Source organism: Amycolatopsis sp. NBC_00355 (genome assembly GCF_036104975.1).
In the GTDB taxonomy this organism is placed as follows: Bacteria; Actinomycetota; Actinomycetes; order Mycobacteriales; family Pseudonocardiaceae; genus Amycolatopsis.
Window position 1 is genome coordinate 5962244 of the sequence record NZ_CP107982.1, and the last position, 16384, is coordinate 5978627.

18 protein-coding genes are annotated in these 16384 nt (G+C 71.7%); 7 read left to right on the forward strand and 11 right to left on the reverse strand.

Annotation, left to right across the window (positions count from 1 at the left end):
* The first annotated feature begins 20 nt into the window (after positions 1–20).
* Complete coding sequence (locus OHS18_RS26700; protein WP_328448059.1) at positions 21–422, forward strand: CoA-binding protein; 402 nt, start codon at positions 21–23, stop codon at positions 420–422.
* On the opposite strand, the gene OHS18_RS26705 is transcribed toward OHS18_RS26700, so the two are convergent.
* The 6 genes from OHS18_RS26705 to OHS18_RS26730 form a co-directional block, all read right to left on the reverse strand.
* Positions 419–1231, reverse strand: a complete 813-nt coding sequence (locus OHS18_RS26705) for an NHL repeat-containing protein (RefSeq protein ID WP_328612786.1) — start codon at positions 1229–1231, stop codon at positions 419–421. The two genes, OHS18_RS26700 and OHS18_RS26705, sit on opposite strands and share 4 nt — an antisense overlap.
* Positions 1232–1305: 74 nt before the next feature.
* The gene (locus tag OHS18_RS26710) at positions 1306–1815 is read right to left on the reverse strand and encodes a GvpL/GvpF family gas vesicle protein (protein WP_328448057.1); all 510 of its coding nucleotides are present in this window, start codon (positions 1813–1815) and stop codon (positions 1306–1308) included.
* 197 nt (positions 1816–2012) lie between these two features.
* The gene (locus OHS18_RS26715) at positions 2013–2687 is read right to left on the reverse strand and encodes a response regulator transcription factor (protein WP_328612787.1); all 675 of its coding nucleotides are present in this window, start codon (positions 2685–2687) and stop codon (positions 2013–2015) included.
* A 1-nt stretch (position 2688) separates the two neighbouring features.
* The gene (locus tag OHS18_RS26720; protein WP_328612788.1) at positions 2689–4089 is read right to left on the reverse strand and encodes a sensor histidine kinase; all 1401 of its coding nucleotides are present in this window, start codon (positions 4087–4089) and stop codon (positions 2689–2691) included.
* 47 nt (positions 4090–4136) lie between these two features.
* Positions 4137–4859 carry a type 1 glutamine amidotransferase gene (locus OHS18_RS26725; RefSeq protein ID WP_328612789.1) on the reverse strand — a complete coding sequence of 241 codons (723 nt, stop codon included), beginning with the start codon at positions 4857–4859 and terminating at the stop codon, positions 4137–4139.
* Complete coding sequence (locus OHS18_RS26730) at positions 4852–6081, reverse strand: Mur ligase family protein (protein WP_328612790.1); 1230 nt, start codon at positions 6079–6081, stop codon at positions 4852–4854. The genes OHS18_RS26725 and OHS18_RS26730 overlap by 8 nt, the downstream gene beginning before the upstream one ends.
* Before the next feature lie 317 nt (positions 6082–6398).
* Here OHS18_RS26730 and OHS18_RS26735 point away from each other — a divergent pair, with 317 nt between their 5' ends.
* The 4 genes from OHS18_RS26735 to OHS18_RS26750 all read left to right on the forward strand — a co-directional run bounded on the left by OHS18_RS26735 (position 6399) and on the right by OHS18_RS26750 (position 10409).
* Positions 6399–7181, forward strand: a complete 783-nt coding sequence (locus OHS18_RS26735; protein ID WP_328448047.1) for an IclR family transcriptional regulator — start codon at positions 6399–6401, stop codon at positions 7179–7181.
* A 1-nt stretch (position 7182) separates the two neighbouring features.
* Positions 7183–8874: an L-lactate permease gene (locus tag OHS18_RS26740; RefSeq protein WP_328612791.1), complete on the forward strand. Its 1692-nt coding sequence runs from the start codon at positions 7183–7185 to the stop codon at positions 8872–8874.
* 9 nt (positions 8875–8883) lie between these two features.
* Complete coding sequence (locus OHS18_RS26745) at positions 8884–9441, forward strand: HD domain-containing protein (protein ID WP_328612792.1); 558 nt, start codon at positions 8884–8886, stop codon at positions 9439–9441.
* A 104-nt stretch (positions 9442–9545) separates the two neighbouring features.
* Positions 9546–10409, forward strand: a complete 864-nt coding sequence (locus OHS18_RS26750) for a thermonuclease family protein (RefSeq protein ID WP_328448041.1) — start codon at positions 9546–9548, stop codon at positions 10407–10409.
* A gap of 309 nt (positions 10410–10718) precedes the next feature.
* Here OHS18_RS26750 and OHS18_RS26755 read toward each other — a convergent pair whose 3' ends face one another.
* Genes OHS18_RS26755 through OHS18_RS26765 form a run of 3 tightly spaced genes read right to left on the reverse strand, consistent with a single transcriptional unit; the run spans position 10719 to position 12796 of the window.
* On the reverse strand, positions 10719–11984 hold the full coding sequence (locus OHS18_RS26755) for an RNA polymerase sigma factor (RefSeq protein ID WP_328612793.1): 1266 nt from the start codon (positions 11982–11984) through the stop codon (positions 10719–10721).
* Positions 11985–12023: 39 nt separating this feature from the next.
* Complete coding sequence (locus OHS18_RS26760) at positions 12024–12371, reverse strand: YciI family protein (RefSeq protein ID WP_328448037.1); 348 nt, start codon at positions 12369–12371, stop codon at positions 12024–12026.
* Positions 12371–12796, reverse strand: coding sequence for a YciI family protein (locus tag OHS18_RS26765; protein ID WP_328448035.1), 426 nt, complete (start codon positions 12794–12796; stop codon positions 12371–12373). The genes OHS18_RS26760 and OHS18_RS26765 overlap by 1 nt, the downstream gene beginning before the upstream one ends.
* A gap of 335 nt (positions 12797–13131) precedes the next feature.
* Between OHS18_RS26765 and OHS18_RS26770 the strand changes: the two genes are divergently transcribed.
* Both OHS18_RS26770 and OHS18_RS26775 read left to right on the forward strand, forming a co-directional pair.
* A complete protein-coding gene (locus OHS18_RS26770; RefSeq protein WP_328612794.1) occupies positions 13132–14115 on the forward strand; it encodes a small ribosomal subunit Rsm22 family protein in 984 nt (327 codons plus the stop codon).
* A gap of 23 nt (positions 14116–14138) precedes the next feature.
* Entirely contained in the window at positions 14139–14714 is a 576-nt protein-coding gene (locus OHS18_RS26775; RefSeq protein WP_328612795.1) for a dihydrofolate reductase family protein, read from the forward strand.
* Here OHS18_RS26775 and OHS18_RS26780 read toward each other — a convergent pair.
* Positions 14711–15553, reverse strand: coding sequence for a maleylpyruvate isomerase N-terminal domain-containing protein (locus OHS18_RS26780; protein ID WP_328448029.1), 843 nt, complete (start codon positions 15551–15553; stop codon positions 14711–14713). The two genes, OHS18_RS26775 and OHS18_RS26780, sit on opposite strands and share 4 nt — an antisense overlap.
* Positions 15554–15778: 225 nt before the next feature.
* Positions 15779–16378: a DUF4232 domain-containing protein gene (locus OHS18_RS26785; RefSeq protein WP_328612796.1), complete on the reverse strand. Its 600-nt coding sequence runs from the start codon at positions 16376–16378 to the stop codon at positions 15779–15781.
* Between the last annotated feature and the right edge of the window lie 6 nt (positions 16379–16384).

Below are 16384 nucleotides of genomic sequence, written 5' to 3' on the forward strand. Positions count from 1 at the left end.
CGGCAGGACGTTCCACCCGCATGAGCCCAGAAGAGATCCTGGCGAACGCGAAGACGATCGCGGTCGTCGGCCTGAGCCGCGACCCGGCCAAGGCCGCGCACGGCGTCCCGGCGGTGCTGCAGGCGCACGGTTTCCGCATCATCCCGGTCCACCCGAGCGCCACCGAACTGCTCGGCGAGAAGGTCTACCGGTCCTTGAAGGACATCCCGGAGCCGGTCGACCTGGTCGACGTCTTCCGGCCGTCCCCCGAGGCGCCGGGCATCGCGCGCGACGCCGTCGAGATCGGCGCCAAGGCGCTGTGGCTGCAGCAGGGCATCACATCCGCCGAAGCGCGCCGCATCGCCGAGGACGGCGGACTCGGGTTCGTGCAGAACCGCTGCACCGCCGTCGTCCGCGCGACGGCGTCGATCTCGAAGAGCTAGCCGCCGAAGCAGACGACGCGGTGGTGACCGGCGTCCGCGATCCAGATCCCGCCCGCCGCGTCGACGGCGACGCCGAGCGGCGCGCCGAGCGCGTCCGAGCCGAACTCCGCGCGGCACGGACCGGTGGTCCGGAACCGCGTGACCCGGCCGTGGTCCGGCGCGGTGACGTACACGTCGCCGGACCCGGTCACGGCGACGCCGGCCAGGAGGCTCCCGCCGCACTCGAGGGACCCGATCACCCGGCCGTCGGCGTTGTACCGCACGACCGCGACGTCGCCGTCCGCCGGGTGTCCGTTGTGGACGATCCACGCACCGCCGGCGCCGTCGCCGGCGATGCCCTGCGGTGCGCTGAGCTTCTCGGTGATGTCGCTGAGGGCCGCGCCGGTGCGGGTGTCGAAGCGCGCGACGCGCCGGTGCCCGGTGTCGGCGACGAGCAGCCGGCCGGCCGAGTCGAGCGCGATGCCACGCGGGTTGTCGAGCTCGCCGGCGCCGAACTCCCGGACGAACCCGCCCCACCACGCGTACTGCGCGACGCGGTGGTTGCCGGTGTCGGCGACGTAGACGTTGCCCGCCGCGTCGACCGCGACGGCTTCCGGCGCCTTGAGCCGGCCGGCCAGCACCCGCACGAGCTTGCCGTCGCGGGTGAACGCCTGGACGCGGTCGTTGCCGGTGTCCGCCACCCACAGCTGCCCGCGCGCGTCGACCGTGATCCCGGCCGGGCTCGTGAACTGCCCGGGCCCGGGGCCGCCGCGGCCGAACGCGGTGCGGAACTCCGGCGGCGGAGCCTGCTGATCGGTGCGGGGGGCCACGGTGTCAGGATCACCGGCGGAGAGCCGTCATGGCCAGCGGGGAAAAGACTGTTCAGCAGGTGTTCCGCCGGCGCTCACCGCCGGTCGACGAAGCTGTACGGCGGCAGCGGCCCGACCCAGTCGGCGCCGGCGCACGCGACGGCTTCCCGGACCACGAGCAGGTCGCCCAGGCCGACCAGGAACGCCCAGCGTTCGTCGGCGTGTTCCCCGGCGGGCAGGGCCCGCGAATCACGCGCCCGGCCGGCGACCTCCGCGAGCAGGCCGTTCGCGGCTCCGGACTTGCTGAACCGCAGGCAGACGTGCACCTCGGCGAGGCCGTCGAGCCGTGCGAGATCGGCGCGGTACTCGTCGGCGGCCGGCGCGAGCACCTCGCGGCGGACGGCCTCTTCGTCCTCGGCCACCGCGCCGAACCGCGCGGGCAGCACCGGGCCGCCTTCGACCAGCGAGGACACCACGGCCAGGTGCGCGGCCGGGTCCGGCTCGGCGGGCGCTTCGCCGACAACCATCGCCAGGTCCGCCCACCGCACCGCCCGCGGCAACCGTGGGTGACCGGCCCGGACCACCCCGAACAACTGCAGCGCCACGGTTCTCCGCCCTCGTTCGACAATTGCTCTCGATACCGCGGCGAAATTGCGGGAAATCGGGGCTCCTTCGCCGGCCGTACCTTCACCGTAGCAATGTCTTGGCCGCGGCACTAACACCGTTCAGCCTGTGGTTTTACCGCTATTCGACGGATTCGATCACCCGGTTGGCGGTTACTGCGCCGAAAAGGTGATTCCGGTTAATTTCCACCGGTCAGCCGATAACCGACGCCCCGGACCGTCTCGATGGTGTGGGTGCCGAACGGCACGTCGATCTTGCGGCGGAGGTAACCGATGTAGACCTCGACGACGTTCTCGTCGCCGTCGTAGTGCGCGTCCCAGACGTGGCCGAGGATCTCGTTCTTCGTCAGCGCGGTGCCGGCCCGGCGCAGCAGGAACTCCAGCAGCCCGAACTCGCGCGCGGTCAGCTCGATCCGCTGCTGTCCCCTGTGGACGGTCCGGGCCGAGGGGTCCAGCCGCAGGTCACCGGCCTCCAGCACGGCCGGGCGGGCCGGGGCGCCGCGCCGGAGCAGGGCCCGCAGCCGGGCGATGAGCACGACGAACGAGAACGGTTTCGACAGGTAGTCGTCGGCGCCGAGGTCGAACGCGTCGGCCTCGTCGTACTCGCCGTCCTTCGCGGTCAGCATCAGCACCGGCGTCCAGTTTTCGGCCGCCCGCAGGCGTTTGAGCACCTCGTAGCCGGACAGCTCGGGCAGCATGATGTCGAGCACGACGACGTCGTACTCGTGCTCGGTCGCCGACCACAGGCCGTCCTTGCCGGTGTGCGCGACGTCCACGGTGAAGCCCTCGGCGACCAGGCCGCGCCGCAGCGTCTCCGCGAACTCGCGCCCGTCCTCCACGATCAGCAGGCGCACGTCAGTCCTCCTCGTCCGGCACGGCGATCGCCGGCAGCTCGATCACGAACCGCGCGCCCGGCGCCCCCGGTTCCTCGGACGCGGCGTAGCGCGCCCGGCCGCCGTGGCGCGCCGCGATGCCGGCGACGATCGGCAGGCCCAGCCCGGTGCCGCCGTGGCCGCGCTGGCGGGACGCGTCGAGCCGGACGAACCGCTCGAAGATCCGGTCGCGGTCGGCCTCGCCGACACCGGGGCCGTCGTCGCTCACCTCGACGACCGCGAGGTCGCCGTGCACCGAACTGGCGACGCGGATCCGGTCCCGCGCGTGGCCGCGCGCGTTGTCGACGAGGTTGCGCACGGCGCGGCGCAGCTGGGCCTCGCTGCCGTAGACCTTCGCCGGGCCCGCCCGGACCTCGACGTCGAGGGTGCATTCGCCCCGCACGCGTTCGGCTTCGGCGCGGACGATGTCGTCGAGGTCGACCTCGGTGCGCGACGGCCGGTCGGTGGCGTCGTCGGTGCGGGCGAGCATCAGCAGGTCGTCGACGAGTTCCCGCAGCCGCGCGGTCTCGCGGGCGATCACCGGCACCAGCTCCTCGGTGCTTTCGGGGTGCCGCCCGGAGACGTCGAGCGCGGTGCTGATCGTCGAGAGCGGCGACCGCAGCTCGTGGCTGGCGTCCGCGACGAACCGGCGTTGCGCGGCCTGCGCGGAGGCGAGCCGGCCGAGCATTTCGTTGAGCGTCACGGCGAGCCGGTGCACTTCGTCACCACCCGGCGGCAGCGGGACGCGGGCTTCGAGGTCGCGCGTCGAGATCTCGGCGACGGTCCGGCGCATCCGCTCGACCGGCCGCAGCGCGGAGCCGACCGCGCGGTAGACGGCGAGGCCGGAGATGGCCAGCAGCGGCACGGCGATCAGGCCGAGCAGCAGCGTCAGCCGCGTCGACGCCTCCGTCACCGGCTCCAGCGAGCGCGCGGAGATCACCGTGAACGGCCCGCCGGGCCCGTTCACCTCCTGCGAGACGACGCGGTAGTCGTCGCCGTCGCCGTTGAGGCCGAGCGGGAGGGTCTCGACGGTTTCGTGCCCGATCGTCGGCCGGGACGACGTCAGCGGCGGGTGCCCGACGATCGCCGGGTCGCTCGCGATCGGCCGGCCCTGCGCGTTCAGCACCTGCGTGACGGCTTCGGTGTCGCCGGTGCTCGCGACGTCGCTCGCGCTCAGGTCCCGCGCGCCCTCGCGGACGAGCTGGATCGCGACCTGGCGGCCGGTGCTGCGAGCACTCTCGGTGACGCTGCGGTCGAGCGACTCCTCCAGCAGCACGACGACGATCGCCAGCGCCGCCGCGATGGCCAGCGCGAGCGCGAACACCGCCACCGCGGTGGTCCGCATCCGGACGCCGGTCGCGGCGATCACCCTGCCCAGTTTCACCAGCGCAGCGTAACCACGAACGGCTCGCGGGACGGTGAGCGACGCCGTCACGACGTTCGGCGACGGCGCGTGGTGGTGAGCCGCTCGACACGGAGGCGGTCGACCTCGGGCACCGGCAACTCCGGCAGCGGGTGCCCGGCCGTCCAGGCCAGGAGCAGGTCCGCCAGCTCCGGGTTGCGGGCGAGCGCCGGGCCGTGCAGGTACGTGCCGATCACCCGGTCGGTCACGGCGCCCTCGGTGCCATCGCCGTTGCCGGTGCCGCGCACGACCTGCCCCAGCGGGGCGCTGTCGGCGCCGAGCTTGCTGACGCCGAGGTGGTTCTCGAAGCCCGTCAGCGGCGCGTTTCCCAGGAGCGAAGACGACGTCGCGACCAGTTCGGCGACCGACCGGCGCTCGCCGGGTTCGGTGGTGACGTCGAGCAGGCCGAGGCCGTCGTGGTCGACGCCGTCGAGGCCGCGGAAGCGGGTGCCGAGCACCTGCAGCCCGGCGCAGACGCCGAACACCACGGCGCCGTTCGCGACCGCACGCCGCAGTCCGGGGTACTTCCGCAGGTGCGCGGCGGCCAGCGCCTGCGCCCCGTCCTCACCACCGCCGAGCAGGTAGAGGTCCAAAGTGGACGGTACGGGTTCGCCGAGCCCGACCGGCACGACCTCGGCGTCGAACCCGCGCCACTGCAGTCGTTTGCACAGCACCTGCGCGTTGCCGGAATCGCCGTAGGTGCCGAGCACCTCGGGCAGCAGAAGTCCGATGTGGACGATCGACTCAGCCACCGGGCAGCCTGCCCACCAGGTCGCGGAATGCGGTGTAGTTGGCGACCAGTTCGACCGCGCCGGGCGGCAGCGTGTCGATCGCGGCGACCGGGTCCGGCTCGGCCCAGTGCGCCACCTCGGCGTAACAGAGCCGGACGGCCAGGTCGGCGCAGCGCTCGCCGGTGACGACGACCTGGCGCCCGCGCAGCCGTTCGAAGTGGACGTCCCAGAGCCAGGACAGGTCGCGCCCGTCGGCTTCCTGGGCGTTGACCGCGACGACCACCGGGGTGTCTTCGTCCAGCACGCGCAGGGTTTCCACCCAGCCGGCCGGGTTCTTCGCCAGCATCAGCCGCACGGAATGGCGGGTGCGGCGGACCGTGCGGTAGCGGCCGCCGATGTCGGTGATGGTGCGCAGCCGCGCCGCCGCGGTGTGCGGCGGCACGCCGAGCCGGTGCGCCGCGGCCAGCGCGAGCGCGGCGTTCCCGCGGTTCGCGTCGCCGGGCAGCCGCAGGTCCAGGTCGATCTGGCGACCGCCCGGCGTGCGGACGAGGTCACCTTCGAGGATCCAGCTGGGTTCCGGCCGGGCCAGCCCGCAGCCGCAGCTCCAGTGCCGGTCGGTTTCGGCGATCCGGCCTTCGCAGCGCGGGCACGCCGTCGCGTCGCCGGTCCAGCGGCGGCCCGTGCTGACCCACACGGGCTTCGCGGCCGCGCTCGCGGCGGACGTCACGAGGACGTCGTCGCAGTTGGCGACCACGAGCGTGTCGGGCAGCCTGGCGATCGCCGCGCGCAGGTCACGCTCCATCGCGCGGACCTCGCCGACCCGGTCGAGCTGGTCGCGGCTGAGGTTGAGCAGCACCAGCACGGCGGGCTGGACCTGGTCCGCGACCTGGGGAACGTAGGTCTCGTCGACCTCGAGGACGGCGTACGGCGCGTCCGGGTGGGCGGTGAGCGCGGCGAGGACGCCGTCGGGCATGTTGGCGCCGTCGCTGTTGGAGGCGACTTCGGCCAGCGCTTCGAGCGCGCGGGTGAGCATCAGCGACGTCGTCGTCTTGCCGTTGGTGCCGGTGACGAGCACGACGGTGCGCTCCCGGCCGAGCTGCCGCAGCGCTCGCGGGTCGAGCGCGAGGGTGACGCGGCCGCCGATCATGCCGCCGCGGCCGAGCCCGGAACTGCGGGACAGCCACGCGGTCAGCCGGCCGGCGGCCACGGACGCGCGGGTGCGCAGGGGGCTTCGGACGGTCATGTCGCAGACGGTGCCCGGAAGGCGCTGTGAGTTTCCTGAGCGCGTGACCAGTGGTCACTTCCCGAAGCCCAATTGTCAGGTCGATGTTCACGGATATGAACGTGGGCCACCGCCTAGCGTGACGTGACCGCCGCCACAACCGCCTTAGGTAGGAAACCTAACGATCGGAGGTTGTACCAATTAGCCGACCCCGTATTCCGCACTAATGCGAGTTATTCCAAGATCTTCCCCACATACATCGGAGGTGTTACCGTCCAAACCCGCCCAGCGGAAATACGTACCGCTGAGCGGGAACGGAACGTCCAACGGAGGGCAACGTGGGACCGGAGCGCGGGCTGGAACAGAGCGGAACTCTCGAGCGCGGGCTCGCGGTGCTGGAGCACGTGGGTCGTCACCAGGAGATTTCCACCAACGCGATCGCGCGGCAACTGGGGCTTTCCCGCAGTGCCGCGTACCGCATCGTCGGGACCCTGAAGAACCTCGAGTACCTCGAAGCCGACCAGGTCACCGGCCGGGTGCGGCTGGGGACACGGCTGGTCGAGCTCGGCGCCCGCGCGATGGCCGCGACCGATCTGCACCGGTGCGCGCCGCGCTACCTCGCGTCGCTCGCGGAACGCTCCGGCGAGACGACCTACCTGGCCGTGCCGGACAACGACACCATGGTCTACGTCGCCACCGAACGCAGCGCCAGTGCCGTCACCCTGGCCTGCCGCCTCGGCACACGCCGCCCGCAGCACGCGACGTCGCTGGGCAAGGCCTGGCTCGCCGCGCTGCCGGAGCCCGACCGCGCCGAGCGCGTCCGGCGGATGAAGCTGGACCCCCTCACGCTCAAGACGATCATCGACCCGCACCGGCTGCTCGACGAGCTCGCGCGGACGTGCCGCCGCGGCTGGGCCGTCGACGAGGTCGAGAACGAGCCGGACGTCGGCTGCGTCGCCGCCGCCGTCCGCGACCACTCGGGACGGCCGATCGCCGCCATCAGCGTCGCCGGACCGGCCCCGCGGGTGCTGCGCCGGCTGGACGAACTGGGTGCCTCCGTGGCCGGGACCGCCGCCGCCCTGTCGCTGAGGCTCGGTTACGTGCGAGGGCAAAGGAGCTGACGTGACCTGGATCCAGGACTACCAGCCGGCGGGCGGGCTGTGGGTGTCGGCCCTGCTGGCCGCGCTCCCGATCATCGTGCTGCTGGTGGCGCTCGGCGTGGTCCGCTTGTCGGCGCACCTGTCGGCGGCGCTCGCCCTGGTCACCGCACTGGGTGTCGCCCTGCTGCTGTACGGGATGCCGGCCGGCCTGGCGTTCGACTCGGCGGCGATGGGTGTGGTGTTCGGCGTCTGGTCGGTGGCCTGGATCGCGTTCCACGCGGTGTACTTCCACAACGTCACGGTCGCGACCGGCCGGTTCGACTCGATCAAGCGGGTGCTGGCCGGGTTCAGCGAGGACCGGCGGCTGCAGGCGCTGCTGATCGCGTTCGGCTTCGGCGCGCTCCTGGAAGGCGTCGCGGGCGGCGGGTCACCGATCGCGATCACCGCGGCGATGATGGCCGCACTCGGTTTCCCGCCGGTGAAGGCCGTCGTGCTGGCGCTGCTGGCGAACACCGCGCCGGTGGCGTTCGGCGGTCTCGGCAACCCGCTGATCGTGCTGGGCCGGCTGACCGCGCCGATCATGCACCTCAAGCCGGACCAGGCGACGGACGCGTTCTCGGCGATGGTCGGGCGTCAGGTCCCGGTGCTGGCGCTGATCATCCCGGCGTTCCTGGTCGTCGTGCTCGCGGGCTTCAAGCGCATGGTCGAGGTGTGGCCGGCGGTGCTGACGGCGGGTCTCGCGTTCGCGGCCATGCAGTTCGTGGCGTCGAACTACATCAGCGCCAGCCTGGTCGACGTCCTCGCCGCGCTCACCGCGATGGCCGCGCTGTGGATCCTGACGCGCTTCTGGCAGCCCGCGTCGGTGTGGCGCTTCGACGGCGAGGCGCCGGTTCCTGCGTCGTCGAGCTTGGGTGCGGCCAAGGCTTCGCGGGGTGCGCTCTACGCGTGGATGCCGTACATCATCCTGATCGCGGCGATCTTCCTGTCCCGGATCGGCACGATCTTCAAGAACCTGCCGGTGTGGCTGGACCTGACGAAGCTGCTGCACAAGGCCGACTGGATCTTCGCCTGGCCGGGGCTGCACAACCAGGTGATCCAGCACCCGCCGATCACCGCGAAGAACGCGCCGTACGCGGCCACGTTCACCGTGGACTTCCTGTACTCGCCGGGCACGGTCGCGCTGATTGCGGCGGTGATCGCCGGGTTCGCGATGGGCGCACGGCCGGGCGTGCTGCTTTCGACGTACCGGAAGACCCTGCACCAGATGCGCTGGGCGCTCGCGACGATCTTCATGATCCTGGCGATCGCGTTCGTGATGAACTATTCGGGCGCGACGCAGACCCTCGGCCTCGCCCTGGCCACGACGGGCGCGGTGTTCCCGCTGTTCTCGGCGTACATCGGTTGGCTGGGCGTGTTCCTGACCGGCTCGGACGCGTCGACGAACAGCCTGTTCGGGCCGATGCAGGTGATTTCGGCGCAGCAGCTGCACATCGACCCGATCCTGGCCGGCGCGACGAACACGTCGGGCGGCGTGATGGGCAAGATGATCTCGCCGCAGAACCTCTCGATCGGCGCGACGGCGATCGGGCAGACCGGCAAGGAGGGCTCATTGCTGCGGCAGACGTTCCTCTGGTCGTTCGCGCTGACCGCGGTGGTGGGCGTGATTTCCCTCTTGCAGGCGACGATCCTGACGGCGATGATCCCGTCGCCCTAGGCTGGCTCCATGACTGCTGACGCCTTGGCCGCTTTCGGTTACGAACTCGGGGTGCTGAAACGCATCCGGCGGTCGGGGTGGTGGCAGGCGGGCGTCCGCGACCCGGAATCGGTCGGCGAGCACAGCCTCCGGGCAGCGCAGCTGGCCGCGTTGCTCGCGGCCGAGGAAGGCGCGTCCCCGGAACGGGCCGCGTTCTTGGCGCTGTGGCACGACACGCAGGAAACCCGCACGGGCGACCTCCCGCACACCGCCGTGGCGTACCTGCGCAAACCGGAACCGCGGGAGATCACCGCGGACCAGACTGCGGGGCTGCCGGCGTCTTCGCGAGACGTCGTGCGCGCGGCCGTCGACGAATACGAGGCACGGGAAACGTCCGAAGCGCTTTGCGCCAAGGACGCGGACAAGCTGGAGATGCTGCTGCAGGCGCTCGAGTACCAGGACATCGGCGTCCGGCCGGTCGGCGAATGGATCGAATCCGCGCGCACGGGTCTCACCACGGAGACCGCCCGCAGGATCGCCGCGGCCGCGGTGGCGCTTTCCCCGCTTTCGTGGCGGGAAATCCGTTAACGTCGTCCGGCGGTATCGCGGTTGTTTCCACTGTGGTCACTGGTCTGTCCGGGTGGAAAAGCGAACGGATCACCAGCCGGGCGTCCTACCGTTGTCGTATGCCCATGACGCTGATCAAAGGTACGTTCCAGCTCGTCGGAGCTTCCCCGGACGGCGATTCCGTGCGGTTCTACCCGGACGATCCCGAAGCGACGAAGAAGGCCGGGCTTAAGGTCCGGCTCAATTCCCGCGGCGGCATGCAGCTGCGGCTCGACGCGATCGACGCGCTGGAGACGCACTACCGCCCGCACGGCGGCCCGATGCTGCACCAGCCGGTCGCCCTGGGCACGGCGGCCGCCGACCGGCTGGTCGCGGTGCTCGGGTTCACCGACGTGACCCGCAAGGACGACGGCATCGTGACGTCGGCGACGCCGGACAAGGTGACCGGGCACATTCTCACCCGCTTCGCCGACAAATACGGCCGCGCGGTCGCGTTCGCGTTCCCGGGCCAACGGCCGGGCCGTTCGGTCGACGGCAGCCTCGTGCACCTGGACGTCAAGCAGCTCAAGAACTCCGTCAACTTCCGGATGATCACCGAAGGCCTGGCGTACCCGACGTTCTATTCGCTGCTGTACCCCGATCTCCGCCAGGCGCTGTCGGACGCGGCGGTCGCGGCCCGCAAGGCCGGGAGCGGCGTGTGGGCTTCGGACGTCACGACGTCGGGGTTCAAGCTGAGCAAGCGCGCCCAGCTCAGCGACGACCTGGTCCTGCTGCCGAAACTGTTCCGCCGCCTGGCCGACTACCTGGTCCTGGACGAAACGGGCGGCGCGTCACTCTCGGGGTTCGCGCATTTCCTCGACACCCGCGACGACCGCCTGTTCACGGTCCCCGGCGGTCACGCGACGGAACTGTCGACGCTGGTGGAGGTGAAACGGCAGAGCGTGAAACTGACGGTGCCGCCGGAACAGATCGTCTTCATCGAGGCCTGACCAGCGACCCACCGCCGTCGCGCGGTCCAGGAGCAGGGCTCGCTCCCGGGCGTTCTGTCGCCCATGGCGGCCGAGCTTCGCGACGATGAGTCGCGGCGACAGGTGCAGCACCTAGCAGGCAAAGCACGCTGATCGCCGCCAGCTGTCCGCCGGTGCCGAACAGATCCAGCAGCTCCAGCGCCGGTTTTCCCAGCAGACCACCCGGCGGCGGCGCATAGTGGCCGATCAGCAGCCACCCGGCGCAGAACCACATGTAACCCGCGATCAGGGCGCTGCGGACGTCGCGGAAGCCGGGGAGCAGGGCCGCGATCAGCGACCCACCGCCGTCGCGCGGTCCAGGAGCAGGGCTCGCTCCCGGGCGTTCTCCGTCATCTCCGCCGCGCGGCGGAACTCCTGCTCCGCTTCCTCGAGCCGGCCCAGTTTCTGCAGCAGGTCGCCGCGGACGCTCGGCAGGAGGTGGTAGTCCTTCAACGCCGGCTCGTCGGCCACCGCGTCCACCACCGCCAAGCCCGCCTCGGGGCCGTACGCCATCGCCACCGCCACTCCGCGGTTCAGCTCGACCACCGGGGACGGCTGGAGTTTGCCGAGTCCTTCGTAGAGCGCCGCGATGCGGGCCCAGTCCGTCTCGTCGGGCTTGCGGGCGCGGGCGTGGCAGGCCGCGATCGCCGCCTGGGCCGAGTACGGGCCGTACGCGCCTTCGGCGATCTGCTCGGACAGCGTCAGCGCGGCGAGGCCGTGCTGGATCAGCAGGCGGTCCCAGCGGGAGCGGTCCTGTTCCAGCAGCAGCACCGGCTCGCCGTTCGGCCGGGTGCGGGCCTTCGAACGGGACGCCTGCAGCTCCATCAGCGCGACCAGGCCGTGGATCTCGGACTCGCCCGGCATCAGGCCGGCGAGCACCCGCCCGAGCCGCATCGCCTCCTCGCACAGGGACGGCCGCATCCAGTCGTCGCCGCGGGTGGCCGAATAGCCCTCGTTGAACACCAGGTAGATGACCTCGAGCACGGACGAGAGCCGCGCGATCCGCTCGTCGCCTTCGGGCACCTCGAACGGGACTTTCGCCGCGGTGAGGGCCTTCTTCGCGCGGACGATCCGCTGCGCGATCGTCGATTCGCGGACGAGGAACGCGCGCGCGATCTCGTCGGTCGTCAGGCCGCCGAGCATCCGCAGCGTCAGCGCGACGCGCGCCTGCGTGTTCAGCACCGGGTGGCACGCGACGAACAACAGCCGGAGCAGGTCGTCCTCGATGTAGTCGTCCAGCGCGGCGTCGAAGTCCGGCAGGACGCCCTCACCGAGCCGCTGGTCGCGGCCGACCTCTTCGAGCTTCTCCGCGTACCGCTCGTTGCGGCGGAACTGGTCGACGGCGCGGCGCTTGGCGATCGTCATCAGCCACGCGCCGGGGTTACGCGGCACACCGGACTCCGGCCACTGCTCCAGCGCCGCGACGAGCGCGTCCTGCGCCAGCTCCTCGGCCAGTCCCACGTCGCCGCGGGCCATCCGGGCCAAGCCCGCGATGAGCCGCGGCGACTCGATCCGCCAAACCGCTTCTACCGTGCTCCGGGTGTCCGCAACCGTCACCCGGCCATCAGACAGGGTGCGCCTGCTCGGTGCAACCCACTACTCGGCGATGGGGCGGATCTCCAGCACGCCGCCCTGCTCCTCCGGGTTCGGCGCCCGCTTCATCAGCGCGACGACGTCCTCGAGCGATTCGCCGTTGAGCACCCAGATCCCGGCGACGAGCTCCTTCGACTCCGCGAAAGGTCCGTCGATGAGCTTCGGTTCCGCGTCGCCGTCGAACACGACGCGCACGCCTTCCGAGCTGGCGGTGAGCCCTTCGGCCAGCACGATCCGGTCGTCGGCCACCAGCTGCTCGTTGAACTTCGCCATTTCCTCGAACAGGACCGCGCTCGGCGGCGCGCCGGTTTCGGACTCCGGGGTCGACTTGACCATCACCAGGAAGCGCATCACGCCTCCCCGGAGGTCTTCGCGCGCAGCTGGGCCTCGATCTCGGCGACCTCGGGCGTCAGGTTCTCGAAGTCGGACGCCTCGGCGACCCGCCGGATCTCGACCTCGTGCCGCCCGCCGTCGGTGTTCGGCATCCGCTTGATCCACTCCACCGCCTCTTCGCGGTTGCGGACCTGCAGGATCCAGAACCCGCCGACGAGCTCCTTGGTCTCGGCGAACGGCCCGTCGACGACCTTGGGCTCCTCGTGACCGGAGAACACGACGCGCGCGCCCTGCGAGCTCGGCGTGAGCCCCTCGCCGGCGAGCAGGATGCCGGCCTTCAGCATCTCCTCGTTGAACTTCGCCATCTCTTCCAGCAGCTCGGCGCTGGGACCCTGCCCGCCTTCGAACTCTTCCGACGCCTTGACGATCACCATGAACCGCATCGCGGTCTCCTCTCGCTCGCTTCTGCTTACGCGTCGAACGGCGGGACGCCGGATCGACGAGGTTCGCCGGAAAACTTTCGCGCGGGAAAAGTAGCAGCTCAGAACGGCTCTGGCGGCACATTTCGGACAGCGCTCCTGGCCGGCGACCCAGGCCGGCCACCATGGCGACCGGAACGGCCAACACGCCGGCGGATGGGTTCGCCGGCGGGCGCTGCGTACCGTGGTGGCCACTCCGGCTCGGGCGGACCGCCGGGCGGGCCTGGCGCTGGACGAAGAACCGGGACGCCAAGCCCTGGTGACCGGCCGGTGCCGCCGTCAGGGGAGAATCAGCGGTCGTGGCCGTACTTCCCGACGATCTCTCCGCCGCGCTCGACGACGAGCTGGCCCGGCATCCCCTCCATCGGCTCACGCAGGCCGTCGACAAGCTCAGCACGCGCTACCGCCAAGGTGACGCGGCCACGTCGCCGATCCTCGCCTCCGACGTCGACGTCGCGGCCTACGCCGGCTACCGCATGCCCGCGACCTACGCCGCCGTACACGCTGTGCTCGCCGAAGCCGCTTCGCGCGCTCCGGGCTTCGAGCCGCATACGCAGATCGACGTCGGCGGCGGTACCGGCGCCGCGGTGTGGGCCGCCGCGGACGTTTGGCCGTCGCTCGCGAAATGCGCCGTCGTGGAGCAGGTCGCCGGGGCGATCGGGCTCGGGAAACGGCTCGCCGCCGGGGCGAAGAAGCCCGTCGTCCGGGACGTCGAATGGCGCCGCGGGCTCGTCGATCCGGCCGCGCCCGCGCCCGACGCGGACCTCGTGACCCTCTCCTACGTCCTCGGCGAACTGCCCGAAGCGAGCCGCGAAGACGTGGTGCGGTGGCTCGCCGCGAAGGCCGGAGCCGTCGCGCTGGTCGAACCCGGGACGCCCGCCGGTTACGAGCGGATCCGGGCCGCGCGGGCCCAGCTGATCGAGCTCGGCCTGCACGTCGTCGCGCCGTGCCCGCACGACGGCGGCTGCCCGATCACGCCCGGCCAGGACTGGTGCCACTTCGCCGCGCGGCTGCCGCGCTCGAACCTGCACCGCCGGATGAAGACCGCCACCCTCGGGTTCGAGGACGAGAAGTTCGCCTACGTCGTCGCCGGGCGGTTCACCCCGGCGCGGCCGGACGCGCGGATCATCCGGCACCCGAAGAAGCACAAGGGCTGGGTCGCGCTCGACCTCTGCACCGCCGCCGACGGCCTCAAGAGCGGCGTCGCCGTCTCGAAGAAGCAGGGCCCGCGTTACCGCGCCGCCCGCGACGTCGAGTGGGGCGACGGCTGGTCGACGAACTGACCCGGGCGTGGCACGGTCGCCGCATGGGAACCGTGATCGCGGAGATCAGCATGTCGGCCGACGGGATCGTCGCCGGCCCGGACACCAGCACCGAACACCGGCTCGGCCGGGACGGTGACCTGCTGCACCAGTGGATGTTCGAGGGCACCGACGCCGACGCCGCGGCCGCCGCGAAGCTGTTCGACGGCACCGGCGCTTTTGTTCTCGGCCGGTCGATGTTCGACGTCGGAATCGACCCCTGGGGCGACGACGGCACCTTCCGGAAGCCGTGTTTCGTCGTCACGCACCGGCCGTCGGAGCCGGTCGTGAAAGGCCCGACGACGTTCACCTTTGTCACCGACGGCCCGGAAGCCGCGCTCACGCGGGCGAAAGCCGCGGCGGGCGACGGGAACGTCGTCGTGATGGGCGGCGGCACGACCATGCGGCAGTTCCTGCGGGCCGGGCTGGTCGACGAGCTGCGGCTGCACGTGGTCCCGCTGCTGTTCGGCGCCGGGGTGCGGCTGTTCGACGGCCCGGTCGGCGCGCACGTCCGCCTGGAGCGCACGGCCGTGTCGGAGACGCCGAACGCGACGCACCTGACGTTCCGCGTGCTGAGTTAGGGCATGTGGACCGTGCGGAGGAACACCGGCAGCAGCCACGGCCGGCGGCCGCCGACGCGGACCTTGCCGCTGAACACCGCGCGCAGCGGGGAGATCCGGCCGAACATCATCGGCACCAGCACCGCGGGGTCGAAGGTCAGCCGGACGTCCGCCGTACCGTCGGGTTCCTCCACCCGCAGGCCGCCGTGCCGCAGCACCATCACCACCGGCGCCGTGTGGTCCGAGCGGAACTCGACGGCGATCCGGCGCGGCGACGGCTTGGCGTAGTCGAGCAGCCGGCCGACGTCGTTGCGGACCATGCCGACGAAGAACAGCTCCAGGAACATGCCCTCGTGCGCCGCCTCGATCCGCCACGGCTGTCCGCTCGCGCGGGCGATGTCGTGGCCGTGGATGGACAGTTCGTTGACCAGGTGCGCGAGCAGGCCGGCCACCGGGATCCGGCTGCCGCCCAGCCACCAGATCGGCTTCTCCGGGTCGTAGTCGCGGCTCACCTGCAGCACTTCGGCGATGTCGGCGCGCAGCCGTTCGGCCAGCCGGCGCGGGTCGCGCTCGGGGTAGGCCGTCATCGCGACGTCGTTCATCGCCGACACCGTCTCGATGTTCGCCGAGGCCATCGGCTCTTCCAGCTCCGGCAGCGGCAGCGGGCCGCCGTCCCCCTTGACCATGGCCGTGTAGACGAGCGCGATCCAGCCGACGTGCGCCGCGGTCTCGGCGATCGACCACTCGCCGACGGCCTTCGCGTGCGGGTCCGGCGCGTTCTCGACGACGTCCGCGAACCGGCCGCCGACCCCGGCGAAAGCCTCACGGACCGCGTGCCACTGCGCAGGTTCGATCGTCATGGTCCGACGGTAAGGGGCGAGGGCGCCGTCGCGGATCTCCGAAGCTGCGGACCTGCGGGACGCGCCGGTCCACCGTGAGTAGGAAAGACCGCAGCGGTAACCGGCCAGTCGGGGGGCGTGCCGGCCGGTTACCGCCGCATGGAGGAAGAGGGCACCTCGCGTCAGGTATGACGCGCGCTCTTGTGCTTCACCCGATCGAGTGAGGGCGTGGCATTCGGCCCAGCGTCAGGCCGGGTCGGCGAGGATGCCGTTCACGTAGGTGCCGGGGTGGGTCGCCGCGTCCTGGCGCAGGACCGGGAGGTCGGCCGGCCAGTCCGCCGTCAGCGCCTGGGTCTGGCCCGGCGGGATGGTCTTCAGCTGCGTCGGCGTCCAGGACGCGCCGCCCTCGGACGGCGTCAGGACCGTGATCGTCGCCGACGCCGTGGTGCCCGCCGGGACCTCGTTGTACTTCACGCCGTTGTTCTCGCGCGGCAGGTGGTACACCGGGCCGAACGTCGCGTCGTCCGGGCCGGCCAGGTCGACACCCGGGACGCCGTACAGGCCGCACGTGTGGTCCGAGGTGTTCCGGTAGGTCAGCGGCACGTCGAACTGGCCCGGCGCGTCGCTCTTCCCGGCCGGCTTGCCCAGCGAGACCGCCAGGTCCGCTGTGGTGCAGCGCGGTGTCGAAGTGGCTGGAACCCGAGCCGCCGCGGCCCCGGCGCCCCCGGCCGTCCCCGCGGTGCCGGCCGAACCGGCGGACGGCTGCGTCGCGGCCCCCGCCGCGCCACAAGCCGTCAACGCGACCATCCCCGCCGCGGCCCCGATCCCCATCAAGATGCGCTTCATGACATT

Bases quoted from the DNA above. Each gene is read 5' to 3' on its own strand.
- OHS18_RS26700 (WP_328448059.1), top strand. From the start codon at position 21: ATGAGCCCAGAAGAGATCCTGGCGAACGCGAAGACGATCGCGGTCGTC.
- OHS18_RS26730 (WP_328612790.1), bottom strand. From the start codon at position 6,081: ATGACCGTCCGAAGCCCCCTGCGCACCCGCGCGTCCGTGGCCGCCGGC.
- OHS18_RS26750 (WP_328448041.1), top strand. From the start codon at position 9,546: ATGACGCTGATCAAAGGTACGTTCCAGCTCGTCGGAGCTTCCCCGGAC.
- OHS18_RS26745 (WP_328612792.1), top strand. From the start codon at position 8,884: ATGACTGCTGACGCCTTGGCCGCTTTCGGTTACGAACTCGGGGTGCTG.
- OHS18_RS26785 (WP_328612796.1), bottom strand. From the start codon at position 16,378: ATGAAGCGCATCTTGATGGGGATCGGGGCCGCGGCGGGGATGGTCGCG.
- OHS18_RS26765 (WP_328448035.1), bottom strand. From the start codon at position 12,796: ATGCGGTTCATGGTGATCGTCAAGGCGTCGGAAGAGTTCGAAGGCGGG.
- OHS18_RS26775 (WP_328612795.1), top strand. From the start codon at position 14,139: ATGGGAACCGTGATCGCGGAGATCAGCATGTCGGCCGACGGGATCGTC.
- OHS18_RS26780 (WP_328448029.1), bottom strand. From the start codon at position 15,553: ATGACGATCGAACCTGCGCAGTGGCACGCGGTCCGTGAGGCTTTCGCC.
- OHS18_RS26760 (WP_328448037.1), bottom strand. From the start codon at position 12,371: ATGCGCTTCCTGGTGATGGTCAAGTCGACCCCGGAGTCCGAAACCGGC.